General features: G+C 52.6%; 17 protein-coding genes. 12 read left to right on the top strand and 5 right to left on the bottom strand.

Features of this window, described 5'->3' with window-relative positions:
• Positions 1 to 4: 4 nt before the first annotated feature.
• From pstA to phoU, 3 genes are read left to right on the top strand one after another with little or no spacing between them, the layout of a single operon-like run.
• On the top strand, positions 5 to 883 hold the full coding sequence (pstA, locus tag MUB23_RS06270; protein ID WP_244799501.1) for a phosphate ABC transporter permease PstA: 879 nt from the start codon (positions 5 to 7) through the stop codon (positions 881 to 883).
• Positions 884 to 904: 21 nt separating this feature from the next.
• A complete protein-coding gene (pstB, locus tag MUB23_RS06265) occupies positions 905 to 1,684 on the top strand; it encodes a phosphate ABC transporter ATP-binding protein PstB (RefSeq protein ID WP_244799500.1) in 780 nt (259 codons plus the stop codon).
• Positions 1,684 to 2,337 carry a phosphate signaling complex protein PhoU gene (gene phoU / locus MUB23_RS06260; protein ID WP_244799498.1) on the top strand — a complete coding sequence of 218 codons (654 nt, stop codon included), beginning with the start codon at positions 1,684 to 1,686 and terminating at the stop codon, positions 2,335 to 2,337. Before pstB ends, phoU begins: the two co-directional genes overlap by 1 nt.
• Before the next feature lie 83 nt (positions 2,338 to 2,420).
• Here the strand turns inward: phoU and MUB23_RS06255 are convergent, their stop codons facing one another.
• Positions 2,421 to 2,732, bottom strand: coding sequence for a BlaI/MecI/CopY family transcriptional regulator (locus MUB23_RS06255; protein WP_244799497.1), 312 nt, complete (start codon positions 2,730 to 2,732; stop codon positions 2,421 to 2,423).
• A 202-nt stretch (positions 2,733 to 2,934) separates the two neighbouring features.
• Complete coding sequence (locus tag MUB23_RS06250) at positions 2,935 to 3,855, bottom strand: LysR family transcriptional regulator (protein WP_244799495.1); 921 nt, start codon at positions 3,853 to 3,855, stop codon at positions 2,935 to 2,937.
• Positions 3,856 to 4,113: 258 nt separating this feature from the next.
• On the opposite strand from MUB23_RS06250, the gene MUB23_RS06245 reads away from it, so the two are divergent.
• The 5 genes from MUB23_RS06245 (at position 4,114) to MUB23_RS06225 (ending at position 8,992) form a co-directional block, all read left to right on the top strand.
• Positions 4,114 to 4,635 carry a TRAP transporter small permease gene (locus MUB23_RS06245; protein WP_244799494.1) on the top strand — a complete coding sequence of 174 codons (522 nt, stop codon included), beginning with the start codon at positions 4,114 to 4,116 and terminating at the stop codon, positions 4,633 to 4,635.
• A complete protein-coding gene (locus MUB23_RS06240; protein ID WP_244799492.1) occupies positions 4,635 to 5,915 on the top strand; it encodes a TRAP transporter large permease in 1,281 nt (426 codons plus the stop codon). The genes MUB23_RS06245 and MUB23_RS06240 overlap by 1 nt, the downstream gene beginning before the upstream one ends.
• A gap of 44 nt (positions 5,916 to 5,959) precedes the next feature.
• Positions 5,960 to 7,066, top strand: a complete 1,107-nt coding sequence (locus MUB23_RS06235) for a TRAP transporter substrate-binding protein (protein ID WP_244799491.1) — start codon at positions 5,960 to 5,962, stop codon at positions 7,064 to 7,066.
• Positions 7,067 to 7,196: 130 nt separating this feature from the next.
• Entirely contained in the window at positions 7,197 to 8,447 is a 1,251-nt protein-coding gene (locus MUB23_RS06230) for a 3-isopropylmalate dehydratase large subunit (protein ID WP_244799490.1), read from the top strand.
• A 17-nt stretch (positions 8,448 to 8,464) separates the two neighbouring features.
• Entirely contained in the window at positions 8,465 to 8,992 is a 528-nt protein-coding gene (locus tag MUB23_RS06225; RefSeq protein ID WP_244799489.1) for a LeuD/DmdB family oxidoreductase small subunit, read from the top strand.
• 43 nt (positions 8,993 to 9,035) lie between these two features.
• Here the strand turns inward: MUB23_RS06225 and MUB23_RS06220 are convergent, their stop codons facing one another.
• From MUB23_RS06220 to MUB23_RS06210, 3 genes are read right to left on the bottom strand one after another with little or no spacing between them, the layout of a single operon-like run.
• On the bottom strand, positions 9,036 to 10,433 hold the full coding sequence (locus MUB23_RS06220) for a HAMP domain-containing sensor histidine kinase (protein ID WP_244799487.1): 1,398 nt from the start codon (positions 10,431 to 10,433) through the stop codon (positions 9,036 to 9,038).
• Positions 10,434 to 10,460: 27 nt separating this feature from the next.
• Positions 10,461 to 11,171 (bottom strand): response regulator transcription factor, encoded by a 711-nt coding sequence (locus MUB23_RS06215; protein ID WP_244799485.1) that lies wholly within the window; start codon positions 11,169 to 11,171, stop codon positions 10,461 to 10,463.
• An 8-nt stretch (positions 11,172 to 11,179) separates the two neighbouring features.
• Positions 11,180 to 13,546, bottom strand: coding sequence for an endonuclease MutS2 (locus tag MUB23_RS06210; RefSeq protein WP_244799483.1), 2,367 nt, complete (start codon positions 13,544 to 13,546; stop codon positions 11,180 to 11,182).
• 120 nt (positions 13,547 to 13,666) lie between these two features.
• On the opposite strand from MUB23_RS06210, the gene MUB23_RS06205 reads away from it, so the two are divergent.
• The 4 genes from MUB23_RS06205 to MUB23_RS06190 all read left to right on the top strand — a co-directional run bounded on the left by MUB23_RS06205 (position 13,667) and on the right by MUB23_RS06190 (position 18,456).
• Positions 13,667 to 15,001, top strand: a complete 1,335-nt coding sequence (locus MUB23_RS06205) for a S1C family serine protease (protein WP_244799482.1) — start codon at positions 13,667 to 13,669, stop codon at positions 14,999 to 15,001.
• Between the two features lie 15 nt (positions 15,002 to 15,016).
• Positions 15,017 to 15,961: a 3'-5' exoribonuclease YhaM family protein gene (locus tag MUB23_RS06200; protein ID WP_244799480.1), complete on the top strand. Its 945-nt coding sequence runs from the start codon at positions 15,017 to 15,019 to the stop codon at positions 15,959 to 15,961.
• 72 nt (positions 15,962 to 16,033) lie between these two features.
• On the top strand, positions 16,034 to 17,389 hold the full coding sequence (gene rlmD, locus MUB23_RS06195) for a 23S rRNA (uracil(1939)-C(5))-methyltransferase RlmD (protein ID WP_244799479.1): 1,356 nt from the start codon (positions 16,034 to 16,036) through the stop codon (positions 17,387 to 17,389).
• Between the two features lie 47 nt (positions 17,390 to 17,436).
• A complete protein-coding gene (locus tag MUB23_RS06190; protein ID WP_244799477.1) occupies positions 17,437 to 18,456 on the top strand; it encodes a virulence RhuM family protein in 1,020 nt (339 codons plus the stop codon).
• Positions 18,457 to 18,530 lie beyond the last annotated feature (74 nt).

Below are 18,530 nucleotides of genomic sequence, written 5' to 3'. Positions count from 1 at the left end.
CTGAATGAAACAAAAAGTAAGACGTTCCCAACGGGTCGACCGGGGGATGACGTTTGTATTTTATGCGGTGGCATTTTTCTTTTTTGCCCTTTTGTTTGCCTTCGCCTCCAAGGTAATCCTAGGAGGGCTGGCCGGGGCGACGCCGGAAATGTTTGGTTTTTTGCGCAAGGGAAGTATTGGGAATCAGCTATTCAACACGGTTTATCTGGTGTTCCTCTCCCTCCTGTTTTCCGTCCCGATCGGCGTCTCGGCGGGAATCTACCTGGCGATGTATGCGAAGCAGGGAAAGGCGACAAGGTTTTTGTGCCTTTGCATCGAGACGCTTTCTTCCCTGCCCTCCATTGTGGTGGGTCTGTTCGGCTATCTGGTATTCCTTGTTTTCTTTGGAATGGGAAAGAGCCTGATGGCCGGCGCGCTTTCCGTCTCGATCCTGACCCTTCCTTTGATCACCAAGACAACGGAAGACGCCATCAAGGACCTGCCGCCTGGATATTTCCAGGCGAGCATGGGCGTGGGCGCGACCAAATGGCAGTCCGTCTTTCACGTGCTGCTTCCGGCCTGTGTGCCGCGGATCATGACCGGCGTGATTTTGGCGGCTGGACGGGGCTTTGGCGAGGCGGCCGCGCTGCTTTATACCACCGGTTCCGGCAGCGACCTGCGCTGGGGCAACTGGGATATTACCTCCCCGACCTGCCCTTTTAACCCTTTCCGTCCGGCGGAAACTTTGTCCATCCAGATCTGGAACCTTCAGACCAACGGACAGGACAGAGACCTTGCCAATCTGGCGTCGGCAGTTTTGATGATTTTGGTCTTGGTGTTCAGCATTGCAGCCAACGCGCTGAGCAGGCGGATCAGCCGGAAAAATTCCGGCGAGAAGAGTTGAGACGATCAATAAGGAGTAAAAATGGAAGATAAAATAGCGATTCCTCAAAATGGAAATCAATTCGACATCAGTGCGCTGAATCTGTATTATGGAAATTTCCACGCGCTGAAACAGATTGATATGAAAATAGAGAAAAATAAGATTACCGCTCTGATCGGTCCCTCCGGGTGCGGGAAATCCACCTTTTTAAAAACGTTGAACCGGATGAATGATCTGGTGGAGAATGTGCGGATCGAGGGTACGATTCGGATGGACGGCCGGGATATCTACCGGGACATGGATTCGATTGAGCTGCGTCACCGGGTAGGCATGGTCTTTCAGCAGCCCAATCCATTTCCCAAGAGCGTCTATGACAATGTGGCTTACGGTCCGAGGATTCATGGTATCCGGAGAAAACATCAGCTGGATGAGATCGTGGAGCGAAGCCTCCGCCAGGCGGCGATCTGGGACGAACTGAAAGACCGGCTGCACAAGAGCGCGATGGGACTTTCCGGCGGCCAGCAGCAGAGGCTTTGCATTGCCCGGACCCTTGCCGTGGAGCCGGACATCATCCTGATGGATGAACCGACATCGGCCCTGGACCCGATCTCCACTTCAAAGATTGAGGATTTGGCGCTGGAGCTGAAAAAGAATTATACGATCATCATCGTCACCCACAACATGCAGCAGGCGGTCCGGGTTTCAGACGACACGGCGTTCTTCCTCCTGGGAGAGGTGGTGGAAAAAGGGAATACGGAAAAGCTCTTTTCCCTGCCGTCGGATTCGCGCACCGAGGATTATATTACAGGGAGGTTCGGCTGATGCGGGATCAATATGAAAAGCAGCTCAAACAACTGAAGGAAGAACTGGTTCGTATGGGGGAGCTCTGCGAGAAAGCGATCGGGGAGGCGGCAAAGGCCCTGGATGAAGGAAATTTGAAGCGTGCAAAAGAAGTGATGGAGGCCGACGGCGAGATTGACCGGATGGAAAAAGATATCGAGAGTCTGTGCCTGAAACTTTTGCTGCAGCAGCAGCCGGTGGCCGGTGATCTGCGCCAGATCTCGGCTGCGCTTAAAATGATCACGGATATGGAGCGGATCGGGGATCAGGCGGCGGATATCGCGGAGATCATTCAGTCCGGAAAAATGACGGAAGGAAAAGTTCTCGCAGAGATCGGAAAGATGGCGCGCTCGGCCGCCGGTATGGTGAACCAGAGCGTGTCCGCCTATGTGAAAGGAGACCGGGAGCTGGCGAAGCGGGTGATCGCGGAGGACGATATCGTGGACCGCTTTTTCGACCAGATCAAGGACGAATTGATTTCCTCCATTGCAGCCGGCAGGGGCGACGGAAGCCGGGCCATCGATCAGATCATGATTGCCAAGTATCTGGAACGCATCGGGGATCATGCGACAAATATCGCCGAGTGGGTCGAATACTCCATAACCGGGATTCACCAGAGCGAGGAGCTGCTCTGAGCGGAAATATAGTCTTTATTAAAAAAGGGCTGTCACAAAAATGGATTTTCCTTCCAGATACTCCATTTTGCGCAGCCCTTTTTTTATCGATCTAGCACTTGAATTAAGTTTTCTTTCTTCCCGTCAAACCAGAAATCAATCATACCGGAGAGCATCCAATGAATGTAGTCTTCTTTTTCTACCATAACCCGATAGAGAAATTGGCGTCCCTGCCTGTACATATTTAAATATCCTTTTTTGGTCAGGCGGGCGAGGAAGGTAGACACTGTTTGAGGCTTCCATAAGGAATCATAGTTGGTTTCCAGCAGGGCCATAATCTCTTGGAGCCCCAGGTCCTGAGAGGAACTCCAGATCACCATCATGACTTTTGATTCAGATTTTGTAATCTCTTTCATCGCTTCTCCTTGGAATAAATAATATTCTATCTCTGCTGTTTCAGTTGCTGCCCAATGTATGACAATCTCCGTCCTAATTTTACAATCTATTCTATTATTATAGATAACTACATCAGAAAATACAAGAGAAATCACTTGTTAAAATATAAATGACAGTTTTTATGGAATAAACCTAGGAGAAAAGTGTTGGTTCGATATCCGATCATTTGGCTTCGGAATTAAGCATCGCCCTTGCCCCATAGTATTCAGTGATAATTTGTATAAATTCCTTCGTGACGCTGGAGCACTTCTTGGGCTTCCAGGCGATTCCCATATCAAAAGAAAAGTCCAGCGGATCATCGGGAAAGGTGCACACATACATATTGTGGGGAATCATAATCCAGTCCCCGACAATGGCAAAGCCGGATCCGCTCTGCAGCTTCGTAAAAATAGAAGAGAGAGAAGGAAGGTAGGAGATTTCGATCTCAATCCCACGCTTTCGGAATTGCTCCGTATAATAGCTCCGGTGGCTTTGAGACATGGTGGACGGGGCCAGGGAATACAGCGTCTGTCCCCGGAAATCGGCAGGGGACAGCTTCTCTTTTTTCGCCAGTGGATGGTTGTTGCCGATCAGGACTTTGCCGCCGATGGTAAAAAGATGCTGTACGGCGATGTCCTTGCTCTCTTTAAAATTGCAGGAGATGGCCAGGGCGACGTCGATGGAGCCGGACTGCAGCCCCTGAATCATGCTGGAATAGTTATAGCCCTCCAAAAGCAGTTGAATTTTGGCGTTTTTTTCCTGCAAAATCTGGTTGAATTTGGGGTAGAAGAAGGAAATGTCGCTTCCCTCAATACAGACGACCCGCAGCGTTCTCACCGGCTCTTTATCGTACTGTTTCGCGGTGAGGATCGCCGTCTCGTACTGTTCTTTCGCGCTGAGGAAAAAATCCCGCATGATTTCGCCGGATTTCGTCAGAGAAACTCCTTGGCTTTTCCTTTCAAATAACCGAAGCCCCAGTTCCTCCTCCAGCAAGGTGATGTGCTTGCTGAGCGAAGGCTGGGAAATGTACATCTGCCCGGCGGCCTTGGAGATGTTCCTGCATTCAGCTGCTTTTAAAAAACAGGCAATCTGAGCAATCGTCATGGGTTTTCCCTCCTTTCCCTATCTCGGTGAACCTTTTCGGCAGTAGGATCATCCTATCTTTTTTCTGTGTAATTATAGCACATTTCAGCGAAAAAGGGGAATAAAACAAAGGATAAATTCGGGACAAAGAGGTGGTATAACCGGGAAGCTATGGCTCGTATGAGGATATAGGTATTAGCTTAAAAAGAGAAATTATGATAGAAAATAGATAGAACAATTAATTCATTGAGAGAAAAAACGGGAAAGGAGAGTAACACAGTGAAAAAATTTTTTGCAACCGTGGATAAAGTCAACAAGGCGTTATGGTATCTTTCTTCCTTGATGTTGGTTCTGATCGTATTTTCAACATTTTATGAAGTTATCTGCCGCTATGTTTTTAACCACTCCAATGTCTGGGTGGGAGAATACAGCGGCTACCTGTTCGCCTTTATTGCTTTTCTGGCTGCACCCTACGCGTATAGTCAGGGAGGGATGACGACGGTCGATGCGCTGATCCAGAAGATGAAGCCAAGGATTCAGTTTGTTGTCAAGCTTTTCAGTATTGGGATGAGCTTTGTGTTTCTGTCAGTCTTGTTTTATAAGTCCACGGAGCTGATGCAGATTTCCCTGACGAAGGGCTGGAAATCCAACTCTGCGCTGGCGACTCCTTTGTGGATCCCTCAGCTGGCAGTCCCGGCAGGATCACTGCTTCTTTGCTTTACCTCCATTGTATTGTTTTTGAAAACCATTTATGAGTATCAAGAAGAGAAAAAAGAAAAGACAAAGGAGGGAAAAAAATAATGGATTGGGCGATACCTGCCATTACCATACTGGCGTTGTTGATTGCATTCTTGATGCTGGGGGTTCCGGTGGCCTTTTCCATCGGCGTTACCAGCGTCATCGGAATTCTCCTTTTTCTGGGTCCGAAGCCGCTGGCGGCGGTCGCCAATATTTCCTGGGCCGCTTCCAATAACTCCACCCTTGCCTCCGTTCCCATCTTTATCCTGATGGCGGAAGTGCTGATGTGCACCAACATTGGCGCAGACCTTTTCGGCACGATGGAAAAATGGTTCGGGCGGCTTCCCGGCGGCATGGCCATCGGCACGGCGGCCTCCTCCACCATCTTCGGAGCGGTGAGCGGGACAGCCATCGGCGTGGCCGCCATCGTAGGCGGCGTGGCTATCCCGGAAATGCGAAAGAAAGGCTATGATCCAAAGCTGGCCTGCGGCGTTGTGGCGGCCACCTCCGGCCTGGGGATGCTGATTCCCCCCAGTGTCCCCATGATCAGCTACGGCGTGATCACAGAGACCTCGGTGGGAGAACTTTTCCTGGCGGGAATTGTACCCGGCATCACCCTTTGTCTGCTGTATGCCGTCTACATCATTCTGGCCAGCGGAAGAATGAAGGGAGTCACTTTTGAGCATTACTCCTGGAAAGAAAAGCTTTCCTCCTTAAAGACCATCCTTCCGGTCCTTATCCTGATTTTCCTGGTGATCGGCAGCATTTACGGCGGTTTTGCCACCTGCTCGGAGGCGGCGAGCGTCGGCGCGGTGGGAGCCATCTTGATCACCCTCTGCATGAGAAGGCTGACCTTTCCGAGATTTTTTGAAGCTTTAAAGAAATCCGTGAAAACCTGCGCCACCATCATTTTGATCATGGTTGCGGCTCAGCTTTTCTCTTATGTGCTGACGGCGCTGAACCTGCCGCAGATGCTGAGCAACTGGATTGTGGAGCAGGGGCTCAGCAAATGGGTCGTATTTCTTGTCATCCATATTGCCTATCTGTTCCTGGGAATGTTTTTCGACTGCGGGTCCATTTTCCTGCTCACCATGCCGGTGATTTTCCCGCTGATCACGGCACTGGGGTTCGATCCGGTCTGGTTTGCCGTGACCTGTATCGTGAACTTCTGTATTGCGGTGGTTACCCCTCCCGTAGGTCTTGCGGCATACGTGGTGAAGGGCCTGGCGCCGGATGTTTCCCTGAATGAGACTGTGATGGGCGCTTTGCCGATGCTGCTGATTGATATCGTCATGATTGTACTGCTCTGCATTTTCCCTGGAATTGCGTTGTGTCTGATTTAAACCGGAGGAATTAAGAATTCACACAAATAAAGGAGGAAAAATTCATGAAAAAACGTATTGTTGCCCTTGCATTTGCGCTTACGATGGCGCTTGGCATGACCGCCTGCGGAGAAAAACAGGCGGAGACAACGGCGGCCCCTGCCGGGACCACGGGCGCTTCCGCCGGGTCGGCGGGTGCAGCTTCGGCGGAGGATCCTTCCGTTACCTTAAAGTGCGGGCTAACCTTTACTCTGGAGGACTACCGAGGCGAAGATCTGCAGTGGTGGGCCGACCGCGTCAAAGAGCTGTCCAACGGAACTGTCACCATTGAGCTTTACCCTTCGGAGACGCTAGTAAAAGGAACCGAGTCCGTGTCCGCGATGGTGATGGGAACCATCGACATGTACCTGGTCAATACCTCTTATGTAGAGGGATCGGTGCCTGACCTTGAGGTGATGAATATGCCCTGCACGGCTCCGGCCAAGGAACTGACAGACCGGCTTAAACTGTGCTACGATGTGATGGAAGCCTGCCATGACCAGATCTTCACCGCCTTTGACAACGCCGGTGTCAAGTATATCGGTACGATCGGCCAAGGGGGATATGTCGATATGGTATTCAGCAAACCAATCCATACGGCGGAAGAATATACCGGCTGGAAGGTCCGGACCACCGGCGGGATTTCCGATGATATCCTGAATGCACTTGGCTGTACGCCGACCTTCATCAGCTCTTCCGATCTGTATCTCAGTTTGCAGACGGGGGTGGTGGACGGAGCAATGACGACGCCCAACACGATTTTGAACAACAAGCTGTATGAACTCTGTCCTTATATGGTGGTTCCCAGTGTAAACAACAGCTACAGCCCTTACTTTGTCTGCTGCAGCAATGAAGCTTGGGATCAGCTTTCCGAGAATCAGCGGCAGATTATGGCGGACGCGGCCAAGGAATGCCTGGCCCGTACGATCGAGGTTTATCCGGACCGCCAGAATTCGGACCGGGAGGAAGTAAAGAAAAATCTGGCCGAGTACATCGAGCTGCCCGATGAAGAGTGGGCGAAAATGCAGGAGAAGATGAACCCGGTATATGATGCCTATGCGGCGGAGTTCGGCGAATTAGGCAAGGAAATTTATGATATGAAATGCTCGGTTGAGGATGCGTTCAGCAACTGATCTTTGAGCGCTGACAAGAGTGGGGCTGCTGCAAAAAGCGTTCCGGTAAATGGGACGGCGGCCATCGGGCCGAGGGGTATGAGGAAACTCGTCCCCTTTTGCAGCAGCCTCGTAATCAGGAGGAATTTTTATGGGCATGACGATAACGGAAAAAATCCTTGCACATGCCGCGGGCCGAAAAGAGGTGAAGGCGGGGGAGATCGTGACCGCCAAAATCGAGGATATGATCATTCAGGACGCGACAGGCGCAATGACTTATTATATCTTCCGGGATCACGGGTTCCGGGTGAAAAATCCGGAGCATGTACATGTGTTTATTGACCATTTTGCGCCTCCTTGCACGCGGGTCTACGCGGAGAAGGTTCAGGAAAATATAAAATTCTGTGAGGATTATGGGACACAGCTGCATTACATGCAGGGAATCAGCCATCAATTCATGTTGGAAAGCGGAACGGCAAAACCTGGAAAGGTTTATGTAGGGGCGGATTCCCATACCGTATCCTACGGGGCCGTGGGAGCGTTTTCCACCGGAATCGGTTCCACCGAGGCCTGCGCGGTCATGGCGACAGGGGAACTTTGGTTTAAGGTGCCGCAGGCAATCCGCGTCCATATCAGCGGCAGCCTTCCAAAATATGTGATGTCAAAGGATCTGATCCTGAAAGTGCTCTCGATCACCGGGGCAAATGGGGCGACTTACAAAACGTTGGAATTTACGGGAGATCTGGTCCATCAATTATCGGTTTCCTCTCGGTTTACCATGTGCAATATGTCGGTGGAGGGCGGGGCAAAGAACGCAATCATTGAGCCGGACGAGATCGTGGCAGATTTTATGCGGGAACGCGGTGTGGACGAATCCGAAATGATGTTTTATCAGAGCGATAAGGACGCCGAGTACTGCCGCACCATTGAAATCAATGCGGACGAGCTGGATCCCATGGTGGCGGTGCCCTTTAGCCCGGCCAACGGCGTTCCGGTGGGAGAGGTGGGTAAGGTTCCGCTAAACCAGATTCTGATGGGGGCCTGTACGAACGGGCGTCTGGAGGATATCGCAGTGATCGCCGGCATCTTAAAAGGAAAAAAGATAAAGCACGGCTTAAAGTGTATTCTCTATCCGGCCTCCAATGTGGTCTATGAGGCGGCGGCCCGCGAGGGCTATCTGGAAACGCTGGCGGAGGCGGGGTGTATTGTCGGAAATCCCGGCTGCGGCGCCTGCGGGATTCAAAACCCGCTGCTGCCTGGGGAGAACTGCCTTGCCACGAACAACAGGAACTATGTCGGCCGGATGGGAAGCCCGGAAGGCCGGGTGTACGTGGCCTCGCCTGCGGTGGCGGCGGCAAGCGCGCTGACCGGTTATATAACCGATCCCAGAGAAACTATGTAGACGGGAGGGGACACCATATGGAGAAAATTTGCGGTAAAGTCAATGTAAAACTGGGCGACCATATCGACACGGATATGATTTCTTCCAATCAGTTCAGCAAGGGAAAGGGATATGGGCCGAAGGACTGGGCGGAATGCTGCCTGCGGGTGGCGGACCGTGACTTTCCGGAAAAAATGGCGGCCGGAGGCGGCGGGATTTTGGTGGTAGGCGTGAACTTTGGCTGCGGGTCCAGCCGGGAGTCTGCGCCCACCAGCATTCAGATGTGCGGGGCAAAGGCTATTATCGGCGAGGAGTTTGCGCGCATTTTTTACCGCTCCGCCATCAATCTGGGGCTGGTGTGCATTGAGGCCCCTGGCATCACAGCCAGCGCGGACGTGGGAGATCAGCTGGAGGTGGACCCGGCCACGGGAATCATTTATAACTGGACCAAGGATCTCACGATTCAGGGCTCGCCGATTCCCGCCAACCTGGTGCAGCAGTTTGAAGCCGGGGGATTGATGCCATATCTTCAGGACAAACTGGGGATCCGGAAAAAAGAGGACTGATGCGGCGCCCCGCAGTCACATGGCGGAAAAGCGCCTTCCGATTTCATAGGGCTTTCGGCAGGCGGAAAATGAATTCGGTCCCGGCGCCTTCGGTGCTGATCACATCGATGGTTTCCTGATGGGCCTGGATGATCTCCCGGACAATGGAAAGGCCGAGGCCGGTTCCCCGCTTATCTTTTCCTCTGGATTCGTCGCTCTTAAAAAAACGGGTCCAGATTTTTTTCAGGTTTTCCTTTGGAATGCCCACTCCGAAATCTTTGACGGAGACGAAGACTTTATCATTCTTTTCGCTGACCTGGATGGCGATCGAAGAATTTTCCGGCGAAAATTTGATCGCATTGTCCACCAGGTTGTAAAGAACCTGCTGGATTTTCCCCATATCGGCGCAGACCATGGTGGTGACGTCCGGGAATGTCAGGTCAAAGGTGATGCCCTTTTGTCCGCAGATCCCCTCAAAGGTTTCGCAGGTGCTTTTGATGATCGTATTGATATCAAAATCGGATTTGTCCAGGTGCAGATTGGCGCGGTCCAAAGAATTCAGGGACAAAAGCCCCTGGGTCAGCTTGTTCAGCCGTTCCGTTTCGCTGATCACGATGCGGAGATATTTTTCCTGATTTTCCGGCGGGATGACGCCGTCGGCCATCGCTTCCAGATACCCTTTGATCGAGGTCAGAGGGGAACGGAAATCATGGCTGACATTGGCAATGAATTTTTTCTGGTATTCTTCGGAGTTGTTCAGCTCATGCGCCATAAAATTCAGTGTGTCGGCCAGATACCCCATCTCATCGTCGGAATCCACTTTGACGGTATATTTCAGGTTCCCGGCCGCGTACTCCTTGGCTCCCTGGGTGATCGCTTTGAGCGGCTGGGCCACGCAATAGCGGAAGATCACCAGGATGATCAGGGAGATGGCAAAGATTACGAGAAACGTCAGGTAAATCGGGATCAGCATTCCGTCGCTGATCCGGGAGATCTGGGACAAGGGCTGATGGACGACCACATAGCCGTAAGTTTGAAAGTTTCCTGTAATCGCCGCCGAGACTGAGACGGATTTTTCCGTGAGGGTGTCATAGAAGGTCCCGGTCCGGTAAGGGGAGTCCGTGTCGTTGGGGTCAAAATCTTCGACGGTGGTATCGGTCAAAATCCCGGCCGAATCATAGGCCAGGGTGCCTTCCGGGTCAATGAACCAGATCCGCGTATCGGAAAACAGGGCAAGCTGGGTCAGCGGCTGAAAAAAATCGTCATATCCGTCGGTGCTTCCTTTATAAAAACCACTGCAGCTCTCCGAGATCCGGATCGCCATGTCTCTCAGCTCGTCCGCCTTCTTGTCAAGACAGTGAAGATAAGTCATTCGGGCCGACGCCGTGGCAATAAAAAGAAAAGAGACGACGGCAAAGAGCAGGTAGCCCAGGACAAACTTCAAATACAATGGTTTACGCATAAAGTGCCTCCGTGACAGAAAGGGGACTTAATTCCGATTTCTGTTTTTTACTTCAAAACGGTAGCCGATCCCCCAGACCGTGGACAGGGACCAAGCCTCGTTGTCCTTTAGTTTTTCCCGCAGCCGTTTGATGTGGACATCGACGGTGCGGCTGTCTCCGACATACTCGTAGCCCCAGACATGATCCAACAGCTGATCCCTGGTAAAGACCTGGTTCGGCGAGGAGGCCAGAAAATATAAGAGCTCCAGCTCCTTCGGGGGCATATCCAGCGCTTTTCCCATGTAAGTGACCGAGTAATTGGTCAGGTTCACGGTCAGATCCGGCAGGCGCACGATCTGGCTGCCGCTTTCCTTGGCCGGAGCTTCTTCCACGTAAGTGCGGCGCAGTACGGCCTTAACCCGCGCCACCAGCTCCTTGGAGTCAAAGGGCTTAATCATGTAGTCGTCGGCCCCCAGCTCCAGCCCCAGCACTTTGTCGAAGACTTCGCCTTTGGCGGAGAGCATGATGATCGGGGTACGGGAACTCTTCCGGATCTCCCGGCAGACCTGGTAGCCGTCCATGCCAGGCAGCATCAGATCCAGCAGAATCAGATCCGGGAGGAAGGTGGAGAACGCCACCAACGCGTCCTCCCCGTTCTCCACACATTTCGTCTCAAAACATTCCTTGGTCAGGTAGAGGGAAATCAGCTCTGAGATATTCGTATCGTCATCGACAATCAGGATTTTCTGTTTTGCCATAACGCCTCCTATTCTTTGAATTCTACAACCGTAACACCGTAGCCGCCCTCGTCGAACTCGCCTGGCCGGTACTTGGCCACATGCTTATACGTGCGAAGGAAATTCTGGACCGCTTTTTTTAGTGCGCCGGTGCCGCGGCCGTGGATGATGCGCACCTGAGACAGATGGGCGAGATAGGCGTCGTCCAGATATTTGTCCAGCTCCGGAAGCGCTTCGTCGACGGTTTTTCCAATCAAGTTCAGCTCCGGGCGGATCGCAGCGGATTTCGACATCTTGATGGATCCGGCCCCGCTGTAATTCTTCTTCCCGCCCACGGAAATTCCGTCGTCCGGAAGCAGTTCCAAATCGGAGATGTTGACTTGTGAGCGAAGGATTCCCATCTGGACAAAGAGATCGCCTTTGGCGTTCGGAAGGGTGCTGACCGTCCCGTTCAGGTTCAGGGAAAGCACGCGGACCGCGTCGCCGATTTTGAAATCCTTGGCGTCGTTTTGCTTCTTCGGCTTTTGCTGTTTCCGGGAAAGCCCTTGATCCAATCCGGAAATCTGTTCCCGCAGGCCGCTTCTCGCGGCTTCCAGGTCTTTGTCGATCAGCATTCCGTGTTTGTGCAGGCTGCGAATGGTTTTGTCCGCCGAATCCTTGGCCTGCTGAAGAATATTGCGGGCTTCCTCCTTGGCCTCCCGCAGAATCCGTTCTTTCTGTTCGTTCAGGCGGTCCTGTTTTCCGGACAGTTCTTTTTGCAGTTTTTCCACTTCAGCGCGCAGACGTCCCGCTTCCTTCTTTTCCTGTTCCAGAATCCGCCGCTGGGCGTCCAGATCGGAGATGACATCCTCAAAGGCTTCTTCCTGCTGGCCGATGGACTCTTTGGCCTCCTCGATGATCTCCACCGGGAGCCCCAGCTTCTGGGAGATGGCAAAGGCGTTGCTCTTGCCGGGGACTCCGATCAGAAGACGGTAAGTGGGGCGGAGCGTTTCCACGTTGAATTCACAGCAGGCATTTTCCACCCCTTCGGTGGAAAGGGCATAAATTTTCAACTCGCTGTAGTGGGTGGTCGCCACGGTACGGATTCCCTGCCGGTGAAGCCTTGAGAGGATGGCTTCCGCCAGGGCCGCGCCCTCGGTCGGGTCCGTGCCCGCGCCCAATTCGTCAAACAAGACCAGGGAATTTTCATCGGCCTGTTTCAGAATGCGTACAATATTGGTCATGTGGGCCGAGAAGGTGCTGAGACTCTGCTCAATGCTCTGCTCGTCGCCGATGTCGGAGAAGATTTCCTGGAAAACGCCCAGGCGGGAACCGGAGGCAGCCGGGATATGAAGACCGGCCTGGCCCATCAAGGTGAAAAGACCGATGGTTTTCAGGGAGACGGTCTTACCGCCGGTGTTGGGGCCCGTGACCACGAGAAGATCGAAGTCTTTCCCCAGCCACACGTCGATGGGCACAACACTCTTTGCGGGCAGCAGCGGGTGACGTCCTTCTTTGATCTGGATCTGGCGGTCCAGGTTAAAGATCGGGGCGCTTCCTTTGTAGCTCCGCGACAGCATTGCCTTGGCGAAGATGAAATCCAGGGTGGTCAGGATGTGGAAATTCTGCGTCAGGACCGCGCTGAATTCGGCTGCCTGATTGCTGAGGCCGGCTAAAACCGCCTCAATTTCTTTCTTTTCCTGGATTTCCAGTTCCCGTAGTTCATTGTTCAGCTTCACCACGGACATGGGCTCAATGAAGGCGGTGGAACCACTGCTGGAATAGTCGTGGATCAGGCCGGGAACCTGGGTTTTATACTCTTGCCGCACCGGGACGCAGTAGCGGCCGTCCCGCATCGTGATAACGCCGTCTTGCAGATAGCTGCGGGCGCTGACCACGAGGGCGTTCAGCTGTGTGTGGATTTTATCATTGGCGCTGCGGATGGAGCGGCGTACATGGCGCAGTCCGGGACTGGCGTCGTCACTGATTTCCTCTTCGGAGAGAATGCAGCGGTCAATGTCCTGGCGCAGCGGCGTCAGCGGTTCCAGGGACGCAAAAAAGTCCTCCAGGGAATCGGGATTTTCCCGGTCCTCCCGGCGGCCGTAGCCTTTGGCGCGGGCGGCGACGCCAAGCAGGGAGCCGATCTGCAGCAGCTCCGGAATATTGAGGGAACTGCCCACCTCCAACCGTTTGACAGCGGGGCGGATGTCGCGGACGCCGGAAAAGGAGAGACTGCCCCCTGCAATGATCCGCATCTCCGCGTCGCTGGTCTCTTTCTGGGCTCGTTCGATAGCCGCAATCTCTGTCATTGGTTCCAGATTCCGGCACATTTCCTTGGCGGCCGGCGTATTGGCGAAGTCCGTTAACTTTTGGATAATCTTGTAATATTCTAAGGTTTTCAATGCTTTTTCGTTCATAAGGAGAGTATAGCACAGGAGGAAAAACCTGTCCAGTGCGCCGCGGCCGAAGTTTCCACTGGAAAATGCTTCACAAAGCACGAAAAATCTACTATAATAGCCCCATGGAGGTAATGCGGTATGGCAGATAACCCCGGTGATAAATCGAAGGACGAGAAAAAGGAAAAGCGGGAGTTTATCCGTGAGACAATCGTGAAGAGAGAGCCGCCGAGGAGATGGGGGCGGCTGGCGCTGTTTACCTTAGGAATGGGGCTTGTCTTTGGTCTGGCAGCCAGTCTGACTTTTGTAGTGTCACGTCCGTTTTGGGAGGAACGTTTCGGGGAGACCGAACCGCCGGAGAGCATTACGCTGAACCGGGACGATCTGACGACTGCTCCCGTGACCACCGAGGCTCCGGCAACCCAGGCTCCGGCGGAATCCGGCACGGCCGTTGACCGGGAGGAACTGGAACGGATGGTGCAGGCTGCCGTCGATCGCAGCAGGAATGGGATCGAGGACGTAAAGGGAATCTACACGGCGGTTGGGAATACCATGGTGGAGGCCAACAAGGGATTGGTGACTGTGACGGCCGAGTTCACGGACAAAGATTGGTTTGACAACGAATTTTCCAGCGATCAGCAAAGCAGCGGCATCATCGTCGCCATTACCAGCCAGGAAGTCTTGATCCTGACGGATTCGGCCATCGTAAGCGGGCAGGAGAGCGTTCACATCTCTTTTGGAAACCATGGGGAAGGGGACGCCTATCTGAAACAGATCGACGAAACCACAGGAGTCGCAGTGGTCGCTGTCCCGGCGGACTCGCTGGAGGACGATCTGCGCGCCTATATTCAGCCGGCGGCGCTGGGGAATTCCTATCTGACGACCCAGGGAAGCCCGGTTATCGCCATGGGAAGTCCGATGGGCGCGATGAAGTCGGTGGGCTTTGGAATTATTTCCTATATCAATAACAATGTGCAGGGCGAGGACAGCCAGCTCCGTGTGATGTACACGGATATCGTGGGCGGCTCTTCCTCCTCCGGTTTTTTGTACAACCTGGACGGGGAAGTGGTGGGATGGATCACCGGAAAGTATGGTTCGACGGACAAGACCAATGTCATTCGGGCGCTGTCCGTCTCCGATATGAAAGGCGTGATCGAACGGCTCTCCAACGGTGCTCAGATTGCTTGTCTGGGAATCAAAGGACAGAGCGTCTCGGCCACGGTCTCGGAGGAGCGGGGGATTCCGATGGGCATCTACATCACCAAGTGTGTGACGGACAAGCCCGCCTACCTGGCCGGATTGCAGAGCGGAGACATTCTGACCGCGGTGGACGGCACGGCCGTGGCGGCGATGAAAGATTTGCAGACGCTATTGGAGACTCTTCCGGCGGATGCACAGGTTGAAGTGACGATTCAGCGCGGCGGCCGGGAAGGCTATGCCGAAAAGGTATTTGCGGTACAGCTGGTGCCGCGGTAGAGAAAGGATAAGAGGATGAAATACATTGAGACTTTACACGAGGGAGACCGGATTTCCGAGATCTACCTCTGCAAAAATAAAGTGAGCGCCAAGACCAAGATGGGGAAATCCTATTACTCCCTGGTGCTCCAGGACAAAACCGGCACCCTGGACGGGAAGATCTGGGAGCTGGGTAATGCGATTCACCACTTTGAGGCCATGGATTATATCCAGGTGGACGGCGATGTGACCAGTTTTCAGGGCTCCCTTCAAATGAATATCCGCCGGGTCCGGGTGGCTCAGGACGGGGAGTACAATGCGGCGGATTATCTGCCGGTGTCTCCGTTTCCGGTGGAGGACATGTACCGGAAACTGATGGGTTTTGTGAAAAGCATTGAAAGCGATAAGCTGCGGGAATTGGCGGAGAGCTTTTTCGGAGACGACGCATTTGCCCGCCGGTTCAAGAGCCATTCGGCGGCGAAAAGCGTGCATCACAGTTTTGTCGGAGGCCTGCTCCAGCACACCCTGCGGGTCACGGAACTTTGCAATTACTATTGCAGCGCTTATCCGATCCTGAACCGGGATCTGCTGATCACCGGCGCGCTGTGCCACGATATCGGAAAATTGGAGGAGCTGGCTCCGTTCCCGGCCAATGATTACACCGACGAAGGGCAGCTTTTGGGACATATCGTAATCGGATATGAGATGGTTCGAGAGCACGTCCGTACGATTCCGGGCTTTCCGGAGCAGACCGCCACAGAGCTGGGGCATTTGATCTTGTCCCACCACGGGGAACTGGAATATGGATCCCCGAAAAAGCCGGCGCTGATTGAGGCGGTGGCGCTGCACTTCGCGGACAATACCGATGCGAAGCTGGAGACCATGTGCGAGCTGCTGCAGAGCGCCGGGGACGGCGGGGAAGAGTGGCTGGGATATCAAAGGCTGCTGGAGACGAATGTCAGGAAGACTACCCGGAGTTGAGAAGGGGTTGCGGAAGCCGGCAGAGGGATTGGGAAAGGAAGCGGATGGGGAGGGCTCCATCCGGCAGGTGGAATGGAAAAGAATCAGCTGGTTACAGTGAAAATTGAAGATATGACGGAGAGTGGAGAGGGTATTGGTAAGGTTGACGGCTATACCCTCTTTTTAAAAGATGCGGTGATCGGGGATGTGGTGGAGGCCAAGGTAATCAAGGCGAAAAAGACCTATGGCTATGCACGCGTCATGGAGGTGAAAGAGGCTTCGCCCTGCCGCGTGGAACCTCGATGCCCGGTGGCAGGACCCTGCGGCGGCTGCCAATTACAGGCCATGAGCTATGAGAGCCAGCTGGAGTGGAAACGAAAGAAGGTGCGGGAGCATCTGATCCGGATCGGCAGCATGGAGGACCCGAAGGTGCTGCCAGTGCTTGGGATGGAAGACCCGTGGGAGTACCGGAACAAGGCGCAGTTTCCGGTGGGCCGGGATAAAAACGGGGAGATTGTGGCCGGCTTTTATGCGGCCCGGAGCCACCGGATCGTGGAGACTGAGCGGTGTTTTCTGGGAAGCCCGGTCAATGAGGAAATTTTGGGCATCGTAAAACGATGGATGAAGGAGAATCGGGTAGAGCCCTACGATGAGGAAAGCGGGCGCGGCCTGGTTCGTCATGTTCTCATCCGGGAGTCGGAGAAGACCGGGCAGATTATGGTTTGCCTGGTGATCAATGGGAAGCGGGTCCCAGCGGCAGACCGGCTGGTGGAGAGGCTGCGGGAGACTCCCGGAATGACTTCCATTTCACTGAATGTGAATCAGGAGCGGACCAATGTGATTCTGGGGAAGCAGTTGGTTCCGCTTTTTGGGCCTCTGGCGATTGAGGATCGGATCGGGGAGAACCGGTACCGGATTTCTCCGCTGGCCTTTTATCAGGTGAATAAAAGACAGACCGAAGTTCTGTACCGGACCGCGCTTAAGTACGCGGGGCTGACCGGGGAGGAGACGGTCTGGGATCTTTACTGCGGGACCGGGACCATATCTTTGTTTCTGGCCAGGAAGGCGAAGATGGTGTACGGAGTGGAGATCGTGCCGGAGGCTATTGAAAACGCACGGGAGAATGCAGCGCTGAACGGAATCACAAACGCGGAATTCTTTGTCGGGAAGGCGGAGGAAGTGCTGCCGGAGAAGTACCGGGAAGGAACGGCCAGAGCGGACGTGATCGTGGTGGATCCGCCCCGGAAAGGGTGCGAGAGAGAGCTGCTGGAGACGATTGTGCGGATGCAGCCGGAAAGAATTGTTTATGTGTCGTGCGATTCGGCGACCCTGGCGCGGGATGTGAAGGTGCTGGGGGAGGGGGGATATCGGATGGTTGAGGGGCAGCCGGTGGATATGTTTCCTATGTCGGGGCATTGTGAGGTTTGTGTAAAGATTTGCCAGAAATAGTAATAGAGTACGCTCTTGATTACTGTATGAAGGGAGGGAAGATTATTATGGATGATTTTCCAAAGCAGATGGAAATGGTGCTGTATAATTCTGAAGACGGAGATGTATCTGTAAATGCATATATAAAGGATGAAACTCTGTGGGTCACCCAAAAGACGATGGCAGAATTATTTGGCGTTCAAGTCCCCGCAATTAGTAAGCATCTAAAAAATATTTTTGCGGATGGTGAATTGGCTGAAGAAGTGGTTATTTCCAAAATGGAAATAACCACCCAGCACGGTGCGATTGAGGGGAAAACACAGACTTCGGAGACTAATTTTTATAATCTTGATGCGATTGTTTCTGTTGGATATAGAGTAAATTCTAAAAAAGCTACGCAGTTCCGAATATGGGCTACTAAGGTTCTAAAAGAGTACATGCAAAAGGGATTTGTACTTGATGACGAGAGACTAAAGCAGGGGCGCGCCGCCTTCGGTAAAGATTATTTTAGAGAACTACTTGAAAGAGTTCGCTCCATTCGGGCAAGCGAACGTAGAATATGGCAGCAAATTACTGATATATTTGCCGAATGCAGTATTGATTATACGAAAGATTCAGAAGTCGCTTATCACTTTTATGCCACTATACAAAACAAGTTTCATTATGCTATCACAAATCATACGGCAGCAGAGATTGTATATAAGACTGCTGATCATAATAAAGAACATATGGGACTGACAACATGGAAAAATGCTCCGGATGGCAGGGTATTAAAATCAGATGTGGTAATTGCAAAAAATTATCTTGATGAGAAGCAAATTCGACAGTTGGAACGTGCTGTTACAGGATATTTTGACTATATCGAAGATTTGATTGAACGGGAAAATGTATTCACTATGGCTGAATTTGAAAGGAGTGTTAATGCATTTCTTGAATTCAGGCAATATAAGATTCTTAAGGATAATGGACGGATATCACATAAACAGGCAATTGAAAAGGCACATGAAGAGTACGAAATTTTTAATAGAACGCAACCTATTGAATCAGATTTTGATAAGGCGGTAAAGGATATGATAGATATGTGCTAAAAAGGCCAAGTATCTATTTTATAAGAAATTATAATGGCTTCGTCAAGGACAAACTGTGCCTTTCGGAAAATCCG

Source organism: Cuneatibacter sp. NSJ-177 (assembly GCF_022867805.1).
Lineage (GTDB): Bacteria > Bacillota > Clostridia > Lachnospirales > Lachnospiraceae > Pseudolachnospira.
This window is presented reverse-complemented; position numbering and strand designations above follow the sequence as displayed.